Raw genomic sequence first — 16,218 nt, 5'->3', positions numbered from 1 at the left:
AATATGGAACAGCCAAGAGGGATAGATAATAGTCAGATTTTTGATTTTAAAGCATTTATCTTTAGATCTATTAGTTATTGGAAATGGTTTTTGTTGGCTTTGATTGTTGGCTTATATGTTGTTTATCAGCAGAATATCAGAAGGGAGTTTCCTTATACAATAGAAGCTTCTCTTACAGTGCAAGATGATAAGAATCCTTTATTTACTTCCAATACTAGTTTGATTTTTAACTATGGAGGAATATCTGGAAAAGTACAAGAGGTACTGTTAAATTTAAAATCTAGAAAGCATCACGAAAAAGTCGTGGATAGTTTAGATTTATATTTAAGTTATCTAAAGCAAGGTCGTTTTTACAAAACAGATATATATGGCAGTCATCAGTTTAAATTTGTAGGTTTAGATAGTGCTTACCAATTGATCGGACATCCTATAAAACTTGAGTTTTTAGATTCTGAAACGTTTAAGTTATCTTATGATTTAGGAGAGTCTGAAACTGTAAATGCGCAAAATTTTTATACTAAAGAGATAAAATCTTTTTCAGTGTCTTCCTCGGTTTTCTCTCAAATTTATAAGTTTGAGGAATACATTGACTTGCCTTTTTTAAAAGGAAGTCTAATAAAAAGAGGTAATGTAGCTATTAAAAAAAATGAGGAGTTTTTTATAGAATACAATAATTTTAATGCTACCGTATCTGAATTTTCAAATAGTTATGTGGTTTCTAATCAGCAAAATTCACCATTATTAACAGTCAGATTAACTAATAAAAATAAATCTAAGATAGTTGACTATATTAACACTTCAGTTTTTATTTTAGAGCGCGACCAACTCCAACGAAAAAATCAATATGCAATTAATACAGTTGCTTTTATTGATAAACAATTAGCTCGTGTTAAAGGGCAATTAAATAGAAAAGCGGACTCCTTAAATGATTTTAAACGTAGTAATAAAATTTTTGATATTAAAGGTGAGAGTGAGATTTTATCAAGTAAAATAGAAGACTATAACACTCAAAAAGAACTTTTAAATGAAAGTTTAATGTCGTATGATTTATTGAAAAATTATCTATTGACTAGTTCTGATTTTACTAGTTTTCCTGCACCAGCTCTGCAAGGTATTGATGATTCTAATATAATAGGAGGAATTTCTAATATAGTAGCCTTATCTGTCCAAAAATCTACTTTAGAAACTTCTGTAAGGGATAATGTGTCTGTATTTGATGATTTGAATAATCAAATAGAGTCGCTTAAAAATGTCATGATTGAAAACATCGCTTCAGTAAGAGCGAATATAGGTTTTCAGTTACAATCCTTAAACTCTAGAATATATAGTTCAGAGCGAGAATTTTCAACTCTACCAGAAAACCAGCAAAAATTAGAAGCTATTGAGCGTGAATATTTATTAAGTCAAAGTACTTATAATTTATATTTAGCTAAACGAGGTGAGGCTGATTTAATTAAAGCTTCAAATATTTCTGATATTATTTTTATTGAGCCAGCTAAAGATGTTGGTCAAGGACGTAATGCTGTTAATCTTAATATACGTTATGTATTTGCTATTTTAGCAGCTTTAATCCCTATTTTGTTATTGTCTTTCATTATTACATTTTTTGATAATAAAATTCATACACCAAATGATTTAGAAAAATTAGCTAAAATCCCATTATTAGGTGTTGTTGGTAAAAATGACTCTGAAAACAATTTAGCAGTGTATAATAAGCCTAAATCTGCTATTGCAGAAGCGTTTAGAGCTATTAGATCTAGTTTGCAGTTTATGTATAAAAAGCATGAATTGAATGGTACTAAGACTGTTATGGTTACCTCTTCAGTTAGTGGAGAAGGTAAAACCTTTTGCTCAATTAATATTGCAACTGTATTTGCTTTAAGTGGTAAAAAAACAGTATTAGTTGGATTAGATTTACGTAAACCTAAAATATTTGGAGATTTTGATATAGACAATACTACAGGTGCAGTAAATTATTTGATTGGGCAAAAATCTTTGCAAGAAGTTGTGCAACACACTAAAGTTGAAAACCTTGATGTTATAACCTCTGGACCTATTCCACCAAATCCATCGGAATTACTTATTGGTGCACAAATGGATCAGTTTATTGCTGAATTAAAAGAGTTGTATGACTATATTATATTGGATACACCACCAGTTGGCTTAGTTGCTGATGCATTGGAGCTAAAAGATTATGTAGATGCCTCTTTGTATGTTGTCCGTCAAGATTATACCAAAAAAGAAATGCTATCTCTAATAACCGATAAACATAAAAAAGGAGAGGTTAAAAATATTAGTTTTTTATATAATGGTTATGACCAAAAAGGAAAATATGGTTATGGCTACGGTTATGGATATAGCTATGGTTATGGTGCTTATGGTAATGGGTATCATGAGGAGGAAAAAAAGAATACATCTTTTACTAAAAAAATTATAGCATTTTTAAATCCATTTAAATAAGCAATAAAATAATAAATTTGGAGAGTAAACATATTAAATCAGATTGGTTATACACCATTTCGCCCAAAAAAAAGCTTATAAATCTCAATTTTAAAGAGATATGGAGGTATCGTGATTTATTGTTTTTATTTGTAAAGCGTGATATCATCACACAGTATAAACAAACCATATTAGGCCCTTTGTGGTATTTTATACAACCCTTGTTTACCTCAGTAATCTTTACACTAATCTTTAACAATCTAGCTGCTATACCTACAGGTAATGGTATTCCTTCCTTTTTATTTAATTTGGCAGGCATCACCTCTTGGAACTATTTTAGCTCTTGCTTAACAGGAACAAGTGATACTTTTAAGGCTAATCAAGGTATATTTGGTAAGGTGTACTTTCCTAGAGTTATCACACCCTTATCTATTGTGTTTTCTAATCTTATAAAATTTGGAATTCAGCTATTAGTGTTTATTTCGTTTTATATCTACTTTGTGTTTTTTACAGATACAGCCAGTAATGCCGTACCACAACTGACTATTATACTATTACCTATACTAATTATATTTATGGGTTTAATAGGGTTAGGTTTAGGTATGATTATATCTTCAATGACCACTAAATATCGTGATTTAACCTTTTTGGTAGGTTTTGGTGTACAGTTGTTAATGTATGGTTCTGCAGTGATGTATCCCTTATCCTATTTTAAAGAGAAATTACCAGAATATTCATGGTTAGTAGCCTATAACCCAATGACAACCATTATAGAGTTATTTAGACAGATGACTTTGGGCGTTGGAAGCTTTGCGTTTAGCAATTTTATTTACGCAGGTGTTATAAGTGTTATTTTGTTTTTAATAGGACTAGTTATATTTAATAAAACCGAAAAGTCTTTTATAGATACTGTGTAATATGGAAGAAAAAGACATTATTTTAAAAGCAGAACACATCTCTAAACAATACCGTTTAGGATTAGTCGGTACAGGAACCATCAGTCACGATTTAAATAGATGGTGGCATAAAGTACGAGGTAAAGCAGATCCCTATTTAAAAGTAGGCGAGAGTAATGATCGTAGTACTAAAGCACAGTCAGAGTATGTATGGGCTTTACAAGATATTAATTTTGAAGTTAAACGTGGTGAAGTCTTAGGGATTATTGGTAAGAATGGAGCAGGAAAATCTACTTTGCTCAAAATTTTATCTAAAGTCACAGGACCAACAACAGGCGAGATTAAAACTAAAGGACGTATAGCGTCTTTATTAGAAGTGGGTACAGGATTTCATGGCGAAATGACTGGTAGAGAAAACGTCTATCTTAATGGAGCTATTTTAGGAATGACTAAAAAAGAAATTTCTTCTAAAATTGACGAAATTATCGAGTTTTCAGGTTGTCAGCGCTATATAGATACGCCAGTTAAACGTTATAGCTCTGGTATGACTGTACGATTAGCTTTTGCAGTAGCAGCCTTTTTAGAACCAGAAATATTGGTGATTGATGAGGTGTTAGCGGTTGGTGATGCCGAATTCCAGAAAAAGGCTATTGGTAAAATGCAAGATATAAGTCGTGGAGAGGGGAGAACAGTTTTGTTTGTCAGTCATAATATGTCGGCAATTAAAAATTTATGTACTAGAGCAATTTTAGTAGAAAAAGGAAGAATAAGGTCTACAGGTAGCGTGGATAATATTATCAACCTATACCTTAGTCAGATGCGAAAGGAAAAAGAAAATTTTGAAAGTTTAGAAAGAAAAGGTAATGGAGTTATTAAAATTACTTCTGTAAAAACTAAGAGCATAGGAAATGATTTCCATGGTACAGTTGGTCTTCCATTTTCTATAAGTTTTGACATTTCTAACAATAGTAATTTTAAAGTTTGTGATGTGAGATTAGATATTAGAATAGATGATAGTTTAGGTCAAAAATATGCTTGGCTCAGTACATCGGTTATTCCCTATGATGTTAAATCAAAAAACAATGTTGTAAAAACAATTAGTTTCGAATTAGAAAAGCTTAATCTACAGAAAGGAATATATTATGTGACAACATATTTGGAATGTAAAGGAGAAGTATCCGATTGGATACAAAATGCTTTTGATTTTGAAATTTTAGACGGAAAATATTATGAGTCAGATGCAAAAGTACCTAACAATCAAGGTAAAATTTTGCTTGATTATTCAATAAAACATAGTTAAATGAATTTTTTTAAAAGAAAGAACATTAAACAAGAGGTGCAAGAATATACTGTAAAGGATTGGCTTAAAGAGTTAGATTGGGCAAACGTATACCATGATAGTATCAGAGGTAAATCGTATTTAGAAAATCTGAGTTTGAATATCGGTAGATGGGCAGGTAACTATGCTTTTTTTTATGTTTTGAATAGAATAATGCATGATTTTAAACCAAAAACAATTATTGAATTTGGTTTAGGTGAATCTACTAAGTTTATTTCATCTTGTATTAAAGGTTTAAATTATGATTGCAAATATGTGGTTATTGAGCAAAATATGGATTGGAAAATTCATTTTCAATCTAATTTTCAATTAACTAATAATACGAGTCTTATACATTGTCCTTTAGAAAGGAAAGAGATTAATGGATTTAGTGTCAATACTTACAAAGACTTAAAAAATCAAATAGATTTTCAAGCAGAATTATATATTGTGGATGGACCTCATGGTAGTGAACGATTCTCAAGATTTGACATATTCTATTTGGCAGAAAAATTCACCAAAGAAAGCGAGTTTGTAATTTTGATAGATGATTGTCAAAGAAAAGGAGAACAGGATACTTTTGACGCATTACAAATGATTTTTAAAGAAAAAGAGATTGTTTTCTTTAAGGCTAAATATTCAGGAGTCAAAACAGTAAGCCTAATTGTTTCTAATAAGTATAAATATTCAACTACATTTTAAGATATGGATATACTTGCTGTATTAGTTAACTATGGAGATGAACAATTGAATTATCTAGAACAAGTTGTATCAGAACTTAAAAGTTTTAAAAACTACAAAGTAACAATTATTGTTCAATCAAATATACCATTAAATATTGAAGGTGTAGACAAAGTTAATGTTATAGAATTAGAGGACTATCAATTATTACCACTAACCTGTAGAAAAATTATTTGGGAAAACAAAAATGATTTTGATGTTTTTATTTTTGGTGAGAACGACCATATGTTTCTTGAAAAACATATAGATAAGCATTTAGAATACGTCAAAATACTTCCAAAAAATAGAATTACAGGGTTGATTCAGTTTGAAGAAAATGAAACTGGACGTTATTATCCTGGATATCATCTTCAATTTGATTGGAGGTATGACTCAGTAGAGAATTACGATGGAAAAAAATTCGCACATTTTACTAATACACATCAAGCAGGTTTTATTTTAACTAAACAACAATTATTAACTATAGGAAAGCGTTTTGATTTTAATAAATTAGTAAAAGATATACCTCTAAGTTTTATAGATAAATTTTTAAATAAAATAAAAAAAATACTAAAATTACCATTAAAACATCCGAACAATTATAGTGTGAAATGTAAAGTTAACACAGATGTCTACGATTATGGTGGTATGAAAAAACTAATTTGTATTTCAGAGTTTGAAGACAATCTAATACATCATTTACCAAACATATATATTGATGGTTTAAAAGGGAGAAATAAATTCAGGTCAGATTCAGATAAAATGGATACTGCCATACAAAAACTGTTAAAGAAGTAAATGGTAGAATATTCTTTAATAGTACTTTCCAAAACAGATTCTGAATTTATTTTTAAAATGAATGAAGACTGTTTTAACACCTTTATTAAAAGTATAGAATACATAGATAGTACTTTTGAAATCATACTGATAGAAAGTAATGAAAAAGCAAATTATGTTTACTCAATTCAAAATTTGAAAATTATAACACCACAAGCAGATTTTAATTTTCATAAATTTTTGAATATTGGAATAAAAGAGGCATCTGGTAATTATTATATTTTAAGTAATAATGACGTAAAATACACAAAAGAATGGTTGGCAAATTTACAAAATGTAGCTTTTAATAATCCTAAAATACAATCATTTTCTCCTTATGATCAAAAATCTAATAAATTACCAATGGAAAGTATAAAGAATAATTCGTTTATTTTAGGGTACCAAATTCAAAAGCACTTAACGGGTTGGTGTATAATTTTGCACAAAAATGTTATAGATAAAATAAAGAAGTTAGATGAAGAATTTAATTTTTATTACGCAGATTTTGATTATGCTATGCAATTACAAAAATATAACATAAAACATGCCTTAGTGACTAATGCTAGGGTAAATCATTTAGAAAGTGTTTCATATAACCAAGAAAACAATATAAATTATAGTGAATTACCATCAGCTACACCAAAGTATTTAATAAATGAAAATTGGACTTGGATTTTAAAGGATAAAAAGATGGTAGAGGGTGTCATTTCTTATCATAAGAAATGGGGTTCTAGACGTTCGATTAAAGTCAAGCTATTTGTAATTAAGATATTAAAATCAATAGGTTTGGGTTTTTTTAGCAGATTTATATTAACAACTAAATATTAGAATAATTGAAAATAACATATTTAATAACAGGAGGCGCAGGAAATGTAGGTAGTACACTGGCAAAACATTTGGCTAGGGATAAATCAAATACGATTATTATTGTTGACAATTTATCTACAGGAAGCCTTAATAAAGTGCCAAAACTAGATAATGTAAAATTTATTAAAGCCAATGTTAATACATATAATGACATTGCTCCAATTTTTGCACGTTATGATTTTGATTATGTGTTTCATTATGCAGCCATGGTTGGTGTTAAGCGTACTTTAGAAAACCCAATGAGTGTTCTTGAGGATATTGAAGGTATTAAAAATGTGCTATCGTTATCAAAAAATTCTGGTGTAAAACGGGTGTTTTATTCAAGTTCTTCAGAAGTTTATGGAGAGCCTTTTGAAATCCCTCAAAATGAAAATACGACGCCATTAAATTCTAGATTACCTTATGCTATAGTCAAAAATGTTGGTGAAGCTTTTTTTAAATCTTACTATCAAGAATATGGATTAGAGTATACCATTTTTAGATTTTTTAATACCTATGGCCCAAATCAAAGTGAAGATTTTGTATTACCACGTTTTTTAAAATTAGCACTGCAAGATAAAAATATTAATATTTATGGCGATGGATTGCAAACACGATCGTTTTGTTACGTTGACGACAATGTTGAGACCTGTATTAAAGCTATTACAGATAAATCTTGTGTTAATGAGGTTTTAAATGTTGGTAGTGATTTAGAACAAACCATTTTATCTCTTGCTCAAGAGATTATTAGGCTTACCAACTCAAAAAGTAATATTGTTTATTTGCCAGCATTAGAAGAAGGTGATATGGCTAGACGTTGTCCAGATACTTCAAAAATGAAAAAAGTTTTAGGCAGAGATTTGATGTCGTTAGAAGATGGTGTTTTAAAACTAGTTAAACATTACAGTAAAATATAATATGCGTAAAGGATATAACCCTACTAAAGGCGGTAAGTTAGTTGTTAAAGAGCCATGTGATCATAGGGTAATAATACCTTTACACATTCCGCATGAAAATGATTACTTTAAAGATGCCTATCAGATTTTTGAATTATGTCTGTTTTCAATCTTAAAAACTGCAAGCTCAAAATTAAAAATCTCTATTATTAGCAATAAATGTTCTTTTGAGGTTAATCAAAGACTTTTGCAGTTATACAAAGAACAAGAGATTGATGAGCTTATTATAGAAAAGGAAGGCATAGGAAAAATTAATAGCCTTTTAAAAGCTTTACGTACAGTTGAAGAGCGTTTAGTAACCATAACAGACGCAGACGTATTATTTTTAGATCATTGGGAGGATGAGGTCGTTTCTGTTTTCAAATCTTTTCCAAAAGCAGGAGCTGTTTGTCCAGTCCCACTTTACAGAAAGCATCTAGATTTAACAGCCAATATTTGGAGTAAGTATTTGTTTTCAAATAAATTAAAATTTAGAGCAGTTAAAGATGTTGATGCCTTAGAGAATTTTGTAAAAAGTATAGGTTGGACCCATTTACCAGAAGAGTTTGGTGACAGCATAGGTACATTAATTGCCAAAGACAATACTGTAGCAGTTTTAGGCTGTTCTCATTTTGTTGCTACCTATAAATCAGAAGTATTTAAAGCGCTTCCAGAAGACAATAGTGCTTATTTAATAGATGGAGATAGCGAGTTTTTATACATGGATAAGCCAGTGGTGTTAGTGGATGGTTATCGTTTGTCAACGTATACAAATAATGCTTACCATTTAGGTAATGTATTTGAACCTTGGATGCAAGACAACTTTGATGCTTTAAAATCAAGAGAACAAAAATACATTGATTACTCGTCTTTAAAAACTTTAAAGAAAAATACAGTTAAGTATATTTTAGCTCATAAGATTTTTAAGAATGTGATAAAGTTTAGACCTTTATTACGTTTTATTCTAAAACAAAAAGGTTTAAATAAGAAGCAGGTAGCTAATTATGTAAGTCATTAACATTAAACTATGATAAATAAAATTTTAAATATTTTAAAAGTTGATACTAGAGCGCTGTATCAAAAGCACGATAAGTTTTGGCAACAAGAAGTTTTTTTTAAATCGGTTAATAACCGATTTAAGTATTTTGAAGATTTGTGTCAGTCCAAAAAAGTTTTGCATTTTGGATGCACTGATTGGCCAATTTTTGATCCAAGTTATAATTTGCATATTAAGTTATCCAAAGTAACTTCAAAAATTCATGGCTTTGATATTGATAAGGAAGGGATTGACAATCTAAAAAAATATGTTGACCAACCTTTTTACTCAGAGTTTGAACAACTAAACAATCAACATTATGATATTTGTTTGGTACCAGAAACTATAGAACATGTTGATAACGTTAGAATATTTTTACAAGGTTTATCAACGGTCAATGCAGATGTTTTTTATATCACAGCACCAAATTGTTTTGCTCAAGTCCATATGAAACGAAATTTTTATGGAAAGAATAAAATCATAGAAGTTGTACATCCAGATCATAATTGTTGGTACAGTCCTTATACCTTAAAAAATCAAATCGAAAAGTATTCAAACTTGATAGTTACAGATGTTATCCTTTTAAATGATGATACAATGGTTTGTTGTAAAGCTATAAAAAGTAAAAATGTATAAATAGTGAAGCAGTTAAAAACCATTTACAAGTTTTTTTTAGGGTTTTATTATTTTTGTAAATTCTGCCTTTTAGAAACCAACAAAATTAGAAATGCAGATTTGGTTTTTTTCTTTCCCTATTATCATACAGGTGGTGCTGAAAAAGTGCATTTGAATATTGTTAAAGCTCTAGAGAAACAAAATATCTACATTATTTTTACCCATTTGTCAGCAACCAAAAATTATCACAGTGCTTTTAAAACTCTTGCAAATATTGTAGAAATTAATAATATTAAAAATAAAAAATCTGCGGTTCTTAATAAGTTTTTAGAAAATAAAATTTTAAAAATTATTAATAAAAGTAAATCAATACATTCTGTATTTGGTTCCAATACAGATTATTTTTATCAATTATTGCCTAAAATTAAATCAGATATTTATAAAGTTGATTTAATACATGCGTTAAGCGAAAATGATCCAAGAGAATTACAGTTTGTAAACAGCTGTCAATTTATTGATTCTCGAATTTGTATTAATACTAAAGCTAAAGAAGATTTAATTTCAATTTATACCAACAATAAATTAAGTAAAAAAATAAGTGATAAATTAGTAATAATACAAAATGGTGTAGATGTTAATAAAGGATTAAACTATAAGAAAGATGACAACCGAATTTTAAAATTTGGTTTTATTGGTAGATGGTCTGCTGAAAAAAGACCAGAGATTTTTTTAGACGTTGCTAAACAAATTATTCATAAACACCCTGAGGTTGAGTTTGTTATGGCTGGAACAGGTATGAAATCTAATCTATCAAAAATTGAGAATTCTGGAGTCTCTTTTTTAGGAGAAATTACAGATCCTAAAAAATTGGATGAGTTGTATAAAAGTTTAACAGCAGTAGTTATAACCTCAGTATATGAGGGATTTCCTATGGTAATTATGGAGTCTATGATATTTGGCACCATACCAATAGCTACAAATGTTGGCGGAATTAGCCAACATATTAATCACATGAAAAATGGATTGTTAATTTCTTCAGAACACAAATCATCCATAGTTGAGAGGTTTATTGAAAACATTTCCTATTTGATAGAAAATGAACAATATTTAAAAATAATATCAACTAACGCTAACAATTATGCATTAGATAATTTTAATATTGATAAATTTAACACTTCTTATCAAGTTTTATTTAGAAAAAAGCCATGAAGTTATTAATGGTCGCCATTCCAAACCATCATTTTTTTCAGTGGGTTAACCAATTGAAGCATTCTGACTATGAGGTGTATTGGTTCGATATCACTGATGGAGGACCTAAATCTTCAAAAATTGAATGGGTTACTCAAATAAAAGGATGGAAATTAAAATGGAATTTTCCGTTTAGGACTCAAGTAAAAAAAAAGTTACCTAAGTTATATAGCAAGATTCAAAAAGTAAATGAAACGGATGTGACTAATGCTTTTAAAAAGGCATTAGAACAAATTCAACCAGATTTAGTCCATTGTTTTGAAATGAAATTATCAGGTTTGCCTATTTTACCTGTAATGTCACAAAATAAAATACCCTTAATTTATTCTTCATGGGGAAGCGATGTGTTTTATTATAAACAACATGGTGTAAATCCCAAAAAAGTTAACACGTTTATTAAGCGTATTGATTTGTTAATATCAGATTGTAAAAGGGATGTTGACATAATACAATGCTTAGGATACCGTAATCCTTTTTACGTCTTACCTGGTAATGGAGGATTAGCTATTAATACGGAGCATATAAAAAAAACAAATCAAAGAAAAAATATAATCTTTAAAGGCTATCAATATGATGTTGGAGAAGCTATTCAAATTGTAAAAGCTTTAGAAATTGTAGCTGTTAATTTACTTAAAAACATGACTATACATTGTTATAGTGCAGATGTTGAGGTTATAGATTATATCAAGCAATCAGATGTTTTTAAACTTTTAGATTATACAATATACCCAAGACACCAAAGACTAGACAATAAAAAGTTATTAAAAATAATGGGTAGTAGTGTTTTACATTTAGGAAATAACCTTTCCGATGGCATGCCTAATGCGCTTTTAGAAGCTATGGCAATGGGAGCATTTCCCATTCAATCAAATCCTGGAGGCGCAACAGAAGAAGTGATTAATGATGGCGTCAATGGTTTTTTAATCCATAATCCATTAGATTTTAGAGCTATAGCAACCTTGATAGAACAAGCTTTGCAAGATGAAATTTTAAGGGTAAAGGCTCAAGAATATAATATCAATTTTATTAATAAAAATTACAAACGTAGTATATTGCAACCAACAATTGTTCAACTTTACCAAAAGCTAAAAAACAATTAAATTAAAGGATGCAGATTTCATTTTTAATAGTCACAAAAAACAGACCCGAAGATTTAGTTTTAACTTTAAAGAAGCTAAAATTTTTAATGGATTTTTCTATTCATGAAGTGTTGGTATTTATTGATGGTTGTTCAAAAACCGAAACCATTACTAATGATTTTGACTGGGTTAATTGGACCGTGTCTAAAAAAAGCATTAGTGCTTCGCCTGCTAGACATATATTATATAAAAAAGCACAAGGAGATTTATTTGTTGGTTTAGATGACGATGCACACCCTTTAAGTCAAAATTTTATTAGCACTATTCAAGCTAGGTTTAGCACAAATAAAAATATCGGTATTATTGCATTTCAGGAAGTACGTGGTGTATTTATTTCAGATGAAGAAGCATTGCAGCAGTCTAAATCAATAGAATCTTATTATACTAATGATTTTATTGGTTGTGGCTTTGCTATTAAAAAAGAGGTCTATACTGCTACAAACGGTTTTCCGGTTTGGATAGATATTTATGGCGAAGAGCCTGCATTAGCTTTAGAGGTTTTGGATTTGGGTTATCAAATAATTTATGATCCAAGAATTATAGTAAATCATCGTATTGATATAGAAAAACGAAAGCTTCAAGGAAGAAATTATTTTAGATTTGAACGTCAGTTAAATAACGCTATACGTTATTATTTAGTGTATTATCCAAAGCCAATTAAAAAGGTTTTAAAAACTTTGTTACACAATTTTAAAAAGTATGCCTTAACAGATATAAGATATTTTAAATCTTTTATAACAGTTGTTTTTAAAGTGATTATTAATCTTTTTAAAATTTTAAAATTTAGGCAACCCGTCAAACAAGAAACTATTGAGAAAAAGCAGCGCTTAAAAGGATTGAACTATTAATCATAAACATTTTAAACATTATATGTTAGTTAAAATTTGCAGATATTATCCCTATCCAGATATAAAAAGACAAACTCCAAATCAGTCTTTTAAGTGGAATAATATTACGTTTACTGAGGAAGATGTTGCCGAATGTGATTTTTTAGTAATTTTAGATTATCCAAAGTCTGATGTTACTGTTAAGGTAAACCCAAATCATATCCTACATATATGTTTAGAGCCCGCTAATGAAATATCAAAATACAGGCAATTTGCTAACAAGCAATCTTCAGTTGTGTATAATCAAATACAAGAAGGAGGTAAATACATAAAATCTCAACCAGCGCTACCTTGGCATTTGGATAAAGATTATAACTATTTTAAAAAATTAAAACCGGAAAGTTTAAAAAAAGAAGATAAAATTGTTTGGGTTACAAGTAATCAACGTGCTTCTATTCAGCATAATAAAAGAATGGATTTTTTGGAGAGTATTTCAGATTTATCATTTATTGAGCTATACGGAAGAGGAATTAAAGAAGTAGATAGTAAATGGGATGTCATGAGGAACGCTAAATATGCTATTGCTTATGAGAATTTTAAAAACCCATTTAATTGGACAGAAAAAATATCGGACTGTTTTTTAAGTTATACAGTGCCTTTGTATTTTGGTTGTGATAGGATAGAAGATTATTTTCCAAAAGAAGCAATAATTCAAATTGATCCAAAGGATAAACATATTAAACAATTTTTAAAAGAGATAGTACACTCAAATAATTATAACCAAAAAATTGAAGCGCTTAAAGCTGCTAGAACTTTAGTGTTAGATAAGTATCAAATTTTTCCTTTTATTAGCAATCAAATTAACGCAATTGTATCTAGAGAAGGTATTAAATCTAATGAAAAGAAAAAAATAATATCCATTAAAGGCGGGAATGACTATTTTGATAATTATCCAAAAAGTATTGAGGTTACTAGAATAATTAGAAAAATAAAAAATAAGATAAAACTATAAACAAATCAGGATAAATGTATTTTAACTCCCTAGACTTCGCCCTGTTTTTACCAATAGTTTTTATACTCTATTGGTTTGTAACTAATAAAAATTTAAAACTTCAAAATGCGTTATTAGTTTTGGCTAGTTATGTGTTTTATGGCTGGTGGGATTGGCGTTTTTTATCTTTAATTGTTTTTAGTTCTCTTGTGGATTACACCATTGGATTACAATTAAACCATACAGTACAACCCTCTAAAAGAAAGTTGTTGTTATGGACCAGTATCCTTGTTAACTTAGGGTTTTTAGGTTTTTTTAAATATTATAATTTCTTTGTCGATAGTTTTGTTGACGCCTTCTCGTTTTTTGGGAGTCCAATTCAGCCTAATACTTTAGATATTATTTTGCCTGTTGGTATTAGCTTTTACACCTTTCAAACCTTAAGTTACACCATAGATGTTTATAAGCGAAAACTTGAGCCAACACAAGATATTGTATCATTTTTAGCCTTTGTTAGTTTTTTTCCACAATTAGTGGCAGGACCAATAGAACGAGCTACCAATTTGCTGCCACAGTTTTATAAAAAACGCCAATTTCATTATAGTCAAGCTGTGGATGGATGTAGACAAATACTTTGGGGATTTTTTAAAAAAGTAGTTATTGCAGACAATTGTGCCGAGTATGCTAATCAGATCTTTAATAACTCATCGGAACATCCTGGTAGTACTTTGCTAATAGGTGCATTATTTTTTACTTTTCAGATTTATGGTGATTTTTCTGGGTATTCTGATATTGCAATCGGAACCTCAAGATTATTTGGTTTTAACTTAAAGCAAAACTTTGCCTTTCCATATTTTTCAAGAGATATAGCCGAATTTTGGCGACGCTGGCACATATCCTTATCCACATGGTTTCGGGATTATTTATACATTCCATTAGGAGGAAGTCAAGGTGGCACTTGGATGAAAGTGCGTAACACGTTTATAATATTTTTAGTCAGTGGGTTTTGGCATGGTGCCAATTGGACATTTATTATTTGGGGATTTTTAAATGCGCTTTATTTTTTACCATTATTATTGGTCAAACGTAACAGAACTAATTTAGATGTTGTAGCACAAGATTCAAAATTACCAAATATAAAAGAACTGGTGCAAATGGGACTTACTTTTGGTCTAACCGTTATTGCTTGGGTCTTTTTTAGGGCAGAAAGCGTTACACATGCATTTACGTATTTAAAAGGTCTATTTAGTACTAGTTTATTAACTGCACCAACCATTAGACCAACTAATTTACTAGTGCTTATTCTATTTTTTATAGGAATAGAATGGATTGGAAGACGTCAGCAATATGCAATAGAAGTGTTATTGCTTAAACAATCTAGAGTTATTAGATGGGCTTTTTATATGATTATAATCGCTATCATTTTTGTTTTTAGTAGTGATAATCAGCAAGAGTTTATATATTTTCAATTTTAAGCATGAAACGTTTTTTACTTACGGTGTTATCGTTTTTTATAGTTTTCTTTTTATTGGAAAAAGCAAGTTGGTACTTTATTAATAATGCTCCAGAAAAAGAACATGATAGGCGTTTAGAAAAAGTAGTTACACGAAGTTTTAATAAAGATTTAATTATTATAGGCTCTTCTAGAGGCGCAAATAATATTTTAGCTTGTCAGTTAGAAAACGAAACAGGTTTGTCTAGCTATAATCTGTCTTATAAAGGAGTCGATATCATTTTTCAATTATTTATCCTGGAAACCTATCTTAAACTTAACCCACCACCTAAAAAAGTATTACTTCTATTAGACCATAAATATACTTTTGCTAAGGGTAATCCATTGCGTTTTAGAGATGACGTATTGTTTCCGTTTTCAAAATACAATTATATAAACAATAAATTAATAGCTAGAGGTAAGCGTAATTATGGTTCGAAAATTTTTGGTTTATTAAGGCTTAATAGAAAAGATTTTTCAACTAAAAAGAAAAAAGTATTACCTAATGAGGTTTTAACAGATTGTGGCTCTATGCCAAACCCAATAAAAAGACCAATAACATTGGAGTATCAGGATGAAAAACTGATTTATCAAGTCAACAATGAAAATCCTAAAAAAATAGAAGCTTTTAAAACTATTCAAATGTTATGTCAAACAAATAACATTAAGCTAATAACCGTTTTTCCTCCAAATTATAAAGCATTTGATTTTGGGTTTATGAAACGTTTTATTCAATTAAATAACTCTGAAAATTCAGTTATAATTTATGACACCTTAAATCCTATATATAAAAATGAGTCTATTTATTTTGATGAATCTCATTTAATACGTGATGGCGCCAAAATTTTCACCTCAGAAATTAGTGATTTTATAAACTCAAATAAATAATAAGATTGCTTT

General features: G+C 29.2%; 15 protein-coding genes. All 15 read left to right on the top strand.

From position 1 onward, the window contains the following. The first annotated feature begins 3 nt into the window (after positions 1-3). From JM82_RS00585 to JM82_RS00515, 15 genes are read left to right on the top strand one after another with little or no spacing between them, the layout of a single operon-like run. Entirely contained in the window at positions 4-2,460 is a 2,457-nt protein-coding gene (locus JM82_RS00585) for an exopolysaccharide transport family protein (RefSeq protein ID WP_145000223.1), read from the top strand. Between the two features lie 17 nt (positions 2,461-2,477). Beyond that, the gene (locus tag JM82_RS00580) at positions 2,478-3,356 is read left to right on the top strand and encodes an ABC transporter permease (RefSeq protein WP_145000220.1); all 879 of its coding nucleotides are present in this window, start codon (positions 2,478-2,480) and stop codon (positions 3,354-3,356) included. Between the two features lies 1 nt (position 3,357). Continuing rightward, on the top strand, positions 3,358-4,635 hold the full coding sequence (locus JM82_RS00575; RefSeq protein ID WP_145000218.1) for a polysaccharide ABC transporter ATP-binding protein: 1,278 nt from the start codon (positions 3,358-3,360) through the stop codon (positions 4,633-4,635). Next, positions 4,636-5,355: a hypothetical protein gene (locus tag JM82_RS00570; protein ID WP_145000215.1), complete on the top strand. Its 720-nt coding sequence runs from the start codon at positions 4,636-4,638 to the stop codon at positions 5,353-5,355. It abuts the gene before it with no gap. Positions 5,356-5,358: 3 nt separating this feature from the next. After that, a complete protein-coding gene (locus JM82_RS00565) occupies positions 5,359-6,171 on the top strand; it encodes a hypothetical protein (protein WP_145000213.1) in 813 nt (270 codons plus the stop codon). Next, on the top strand, positions 6,172-7,017 hold the full coding sequence (locus JM82_RS00560) for a glycosyltransferase family 2 protein (RefSeq protein WP_145000210.1): 846 nt from the start codon (positions 6,172-6,174) through the stop codon (positions 7,015-7,017). A 5-nt stretch (positions 7,018-7,022) separates the two neighbouring features. After that, positions 7,023-7,952 (top strand): NAD-dependent epimerase/dehydratase family protein, encoded by a 930-nt coding sequence (locus tag JM82_RS00555; RefSeq protein ID WP_261375216.1) that lies wholly within the window; start codon positions 7,023-7,025, stop codon positions 7,950-7,952. Position 7,953: 1 nt separating this feature from the next. Further along, a complete protein-coding gene (locus JM82_RS00550; RefSeq protein ID WP_145000208.1) occupies positions 7,954-8,988 on the top strand; it encodes a glycosyltransferase family 2 protein in 1,035 nt (344 codons plus the stop codon). A gap of 9 nt (positions 8,989-8,997) precedes the next feature. After that, complete coding sequence (locus tag JM82_RS00545) at positions 8,998-9,642, top strand: methyltransferase domain-containing protein (RefSeq protein ID WP_145000206.1); 645 nt, start codon at positions 8,998-9,000, stop codon at positions 9,640-9,642. 3 nt (positions 9,643-9,645) lie between these two features. Then, positions 9,646-10,830 (top strand): glycosyltransferase family 4 protein, encoded by a 1,185-nt coding sequence (locus tag JM82_RS00540; protein ID WP_186439163.1) that lies wholly within the window; start codon positions 9,646-9,648, stop codon positions 10,828-10,830. Further along, positions 10,827-11,969: a glycosyltransferase gene (locus JM82_RS00535; protein ID WP_145000201.1), complete on the top strand. Its 1,143-nt coding sequence runs from the start codon at positions 10,827-10,829 to the stop codon at positions 11,967-11,969. Before JM82_RS00540 ends, JM82_RS00535 begins: the two co-directional genes overlap by 4 nt. Before the next feature lie 8 nt (positions 11,970-11,977). Next, positions 11,978-12,856 carry a glycosyltransferase family 2 protein gene (locus JM82_RS00530; RefSeq protein ID WP_145000199.1) on the top strand — a complete coding sequence of 293 codons (879 nt, stop codon included), beginning with the start codon at positions 11,978-11,980 and terminating at the stop codon, positions 12,854-12,856. A 22-nt stretch (positions 12,857-12,878) separates the two neighbouring features. Further along, a complete protein-coding gene (locus JM82_RS00525) occupies positions 12,879-13,847 on the top strand; it encodes a glycosyltransferase family 10 domain-containing protein (RefSeq protein WP_145000196.1) in 969 nt (322 codons plus the stop codon). Positions 13,848-13,861: 14 nt separating this feature from the next. Then, positions 13,862-15,301 carry an MBOAT family O-acyltransferase gene (locus tag JM82_RS00520; RefSeq protein ID WP_145000193.1) on the top strand — a complete coding sequence of 480 codons (1,440 nt, stop codon included), beginning with the start codon at positions 13,862-13,864 and terminating at the stop codon, positions 15,299-15,301. A 2-nt stretch (positions 15,302-15,303) separates the two neighbouring features. Next, positions 15,304-16,206, top strand: a complete 903-nt coding sequence (locus tag JM82_RS00515) for a hypothetical protein (protein WP_145000191.1) — start codon at positions 15,304-15,306, stop codon at positions 16,204-16,206. Positions 16,207-16,218: the final 12 nt, after the last annotated feature.

The sequence above is a fragment of the Olleya sp. Hel_I_94 genome (genome assembly GCF_007827365.1).
Classification (GTDB): Bacteria; Bacteroidota; Bacteroidia; order Flavobacteriales; family Flavobacteriaceae; genus Olleya.
The sequence above is the reverse complement of the archived record's forward strand: the minus strand, read 5'-3'. Positions and strand labels throughout refer to the sequence as shown.

Coding starts and splice junctions, on each gene's coding strand:
- JM82_RS00550 (WP_145000208.1), top strand. CDS start 7,954: ATGCGTAAAGGATATAACCCTACTAAAGGCGGTAAGTTAGTTGTTAAA.
- JM82_RS00520 (WP_145000193.1), top strand. CDS start 13,862: ATGTATTTTAACTCCCTAGACTTCGCCCTGTTTTTACCAATAGTTTTT.
- JM82_RS00565 (WP_145000213.1), top strand. CDS start 5,359: ATGGATATACTTGCTGTATTAGTTAACTATGGAGATGAACAATTGAAT.
- JM82_RS00535 (WP_145000201.1), top strand. CDS start 10,827: ATGAAGTTATTAATGGTCGCCATTCCAAACCATCATTTTTTTCAGTGG.
- JM82_RS00570 (WP_145000215.1), top strand. CDS start 4,636: ATGAATTTTTTTAAAAGAAAGAACATTAAACAAGAGGTGCAAGAATAT.
- JM82_RS00515 (WP_145000191.1), top strand. CDS start 15,304: ATGAAACGTTTTTTACTTACGGTGTTATCGTTTTTTATAGTTTTCTTT.
- JM82_RS00575 (WP_145000218.1), top strand. CDS start 3,358: ATGGAAGAAAAAGACATTATTTTAAAAGCAGAACACATCTCTAAACAA.
- JM82_RS00545 (WP_145000206.1), top strand. CDS start 8,998: ATGATAAATAAAATTTTAAATATTTTAAAAGTTGATACTAGAGCGCTG.
- JM82_RS00585 (WP_145000223.1), top strand. CDS start 4: ATGGAACAGCCAAGAGGGATAGATAATAGTCAGATTTTTGATTTTAAA.
- JM82_RS00525 (WP_145000196.1), top strand. CDS start 12,879: ATGTTAGTTAAAATTTGCAGATATTATCCCTATCCAGATATAAAAAGA.
- JM82_RS00560 (WP_145000210.1), top strand. CDS start 6,172: ATGGTAGAATATTCTTTAATAGTACTTTCCAAAACAGATTCTGAATTT.
- JM82_RS00530 (WP_145000199.1), top strand. CDS start 11,978: ATGCAGATTTCATTTTTAATAGTCACAAAAAACAGACCCGAAGATTTA.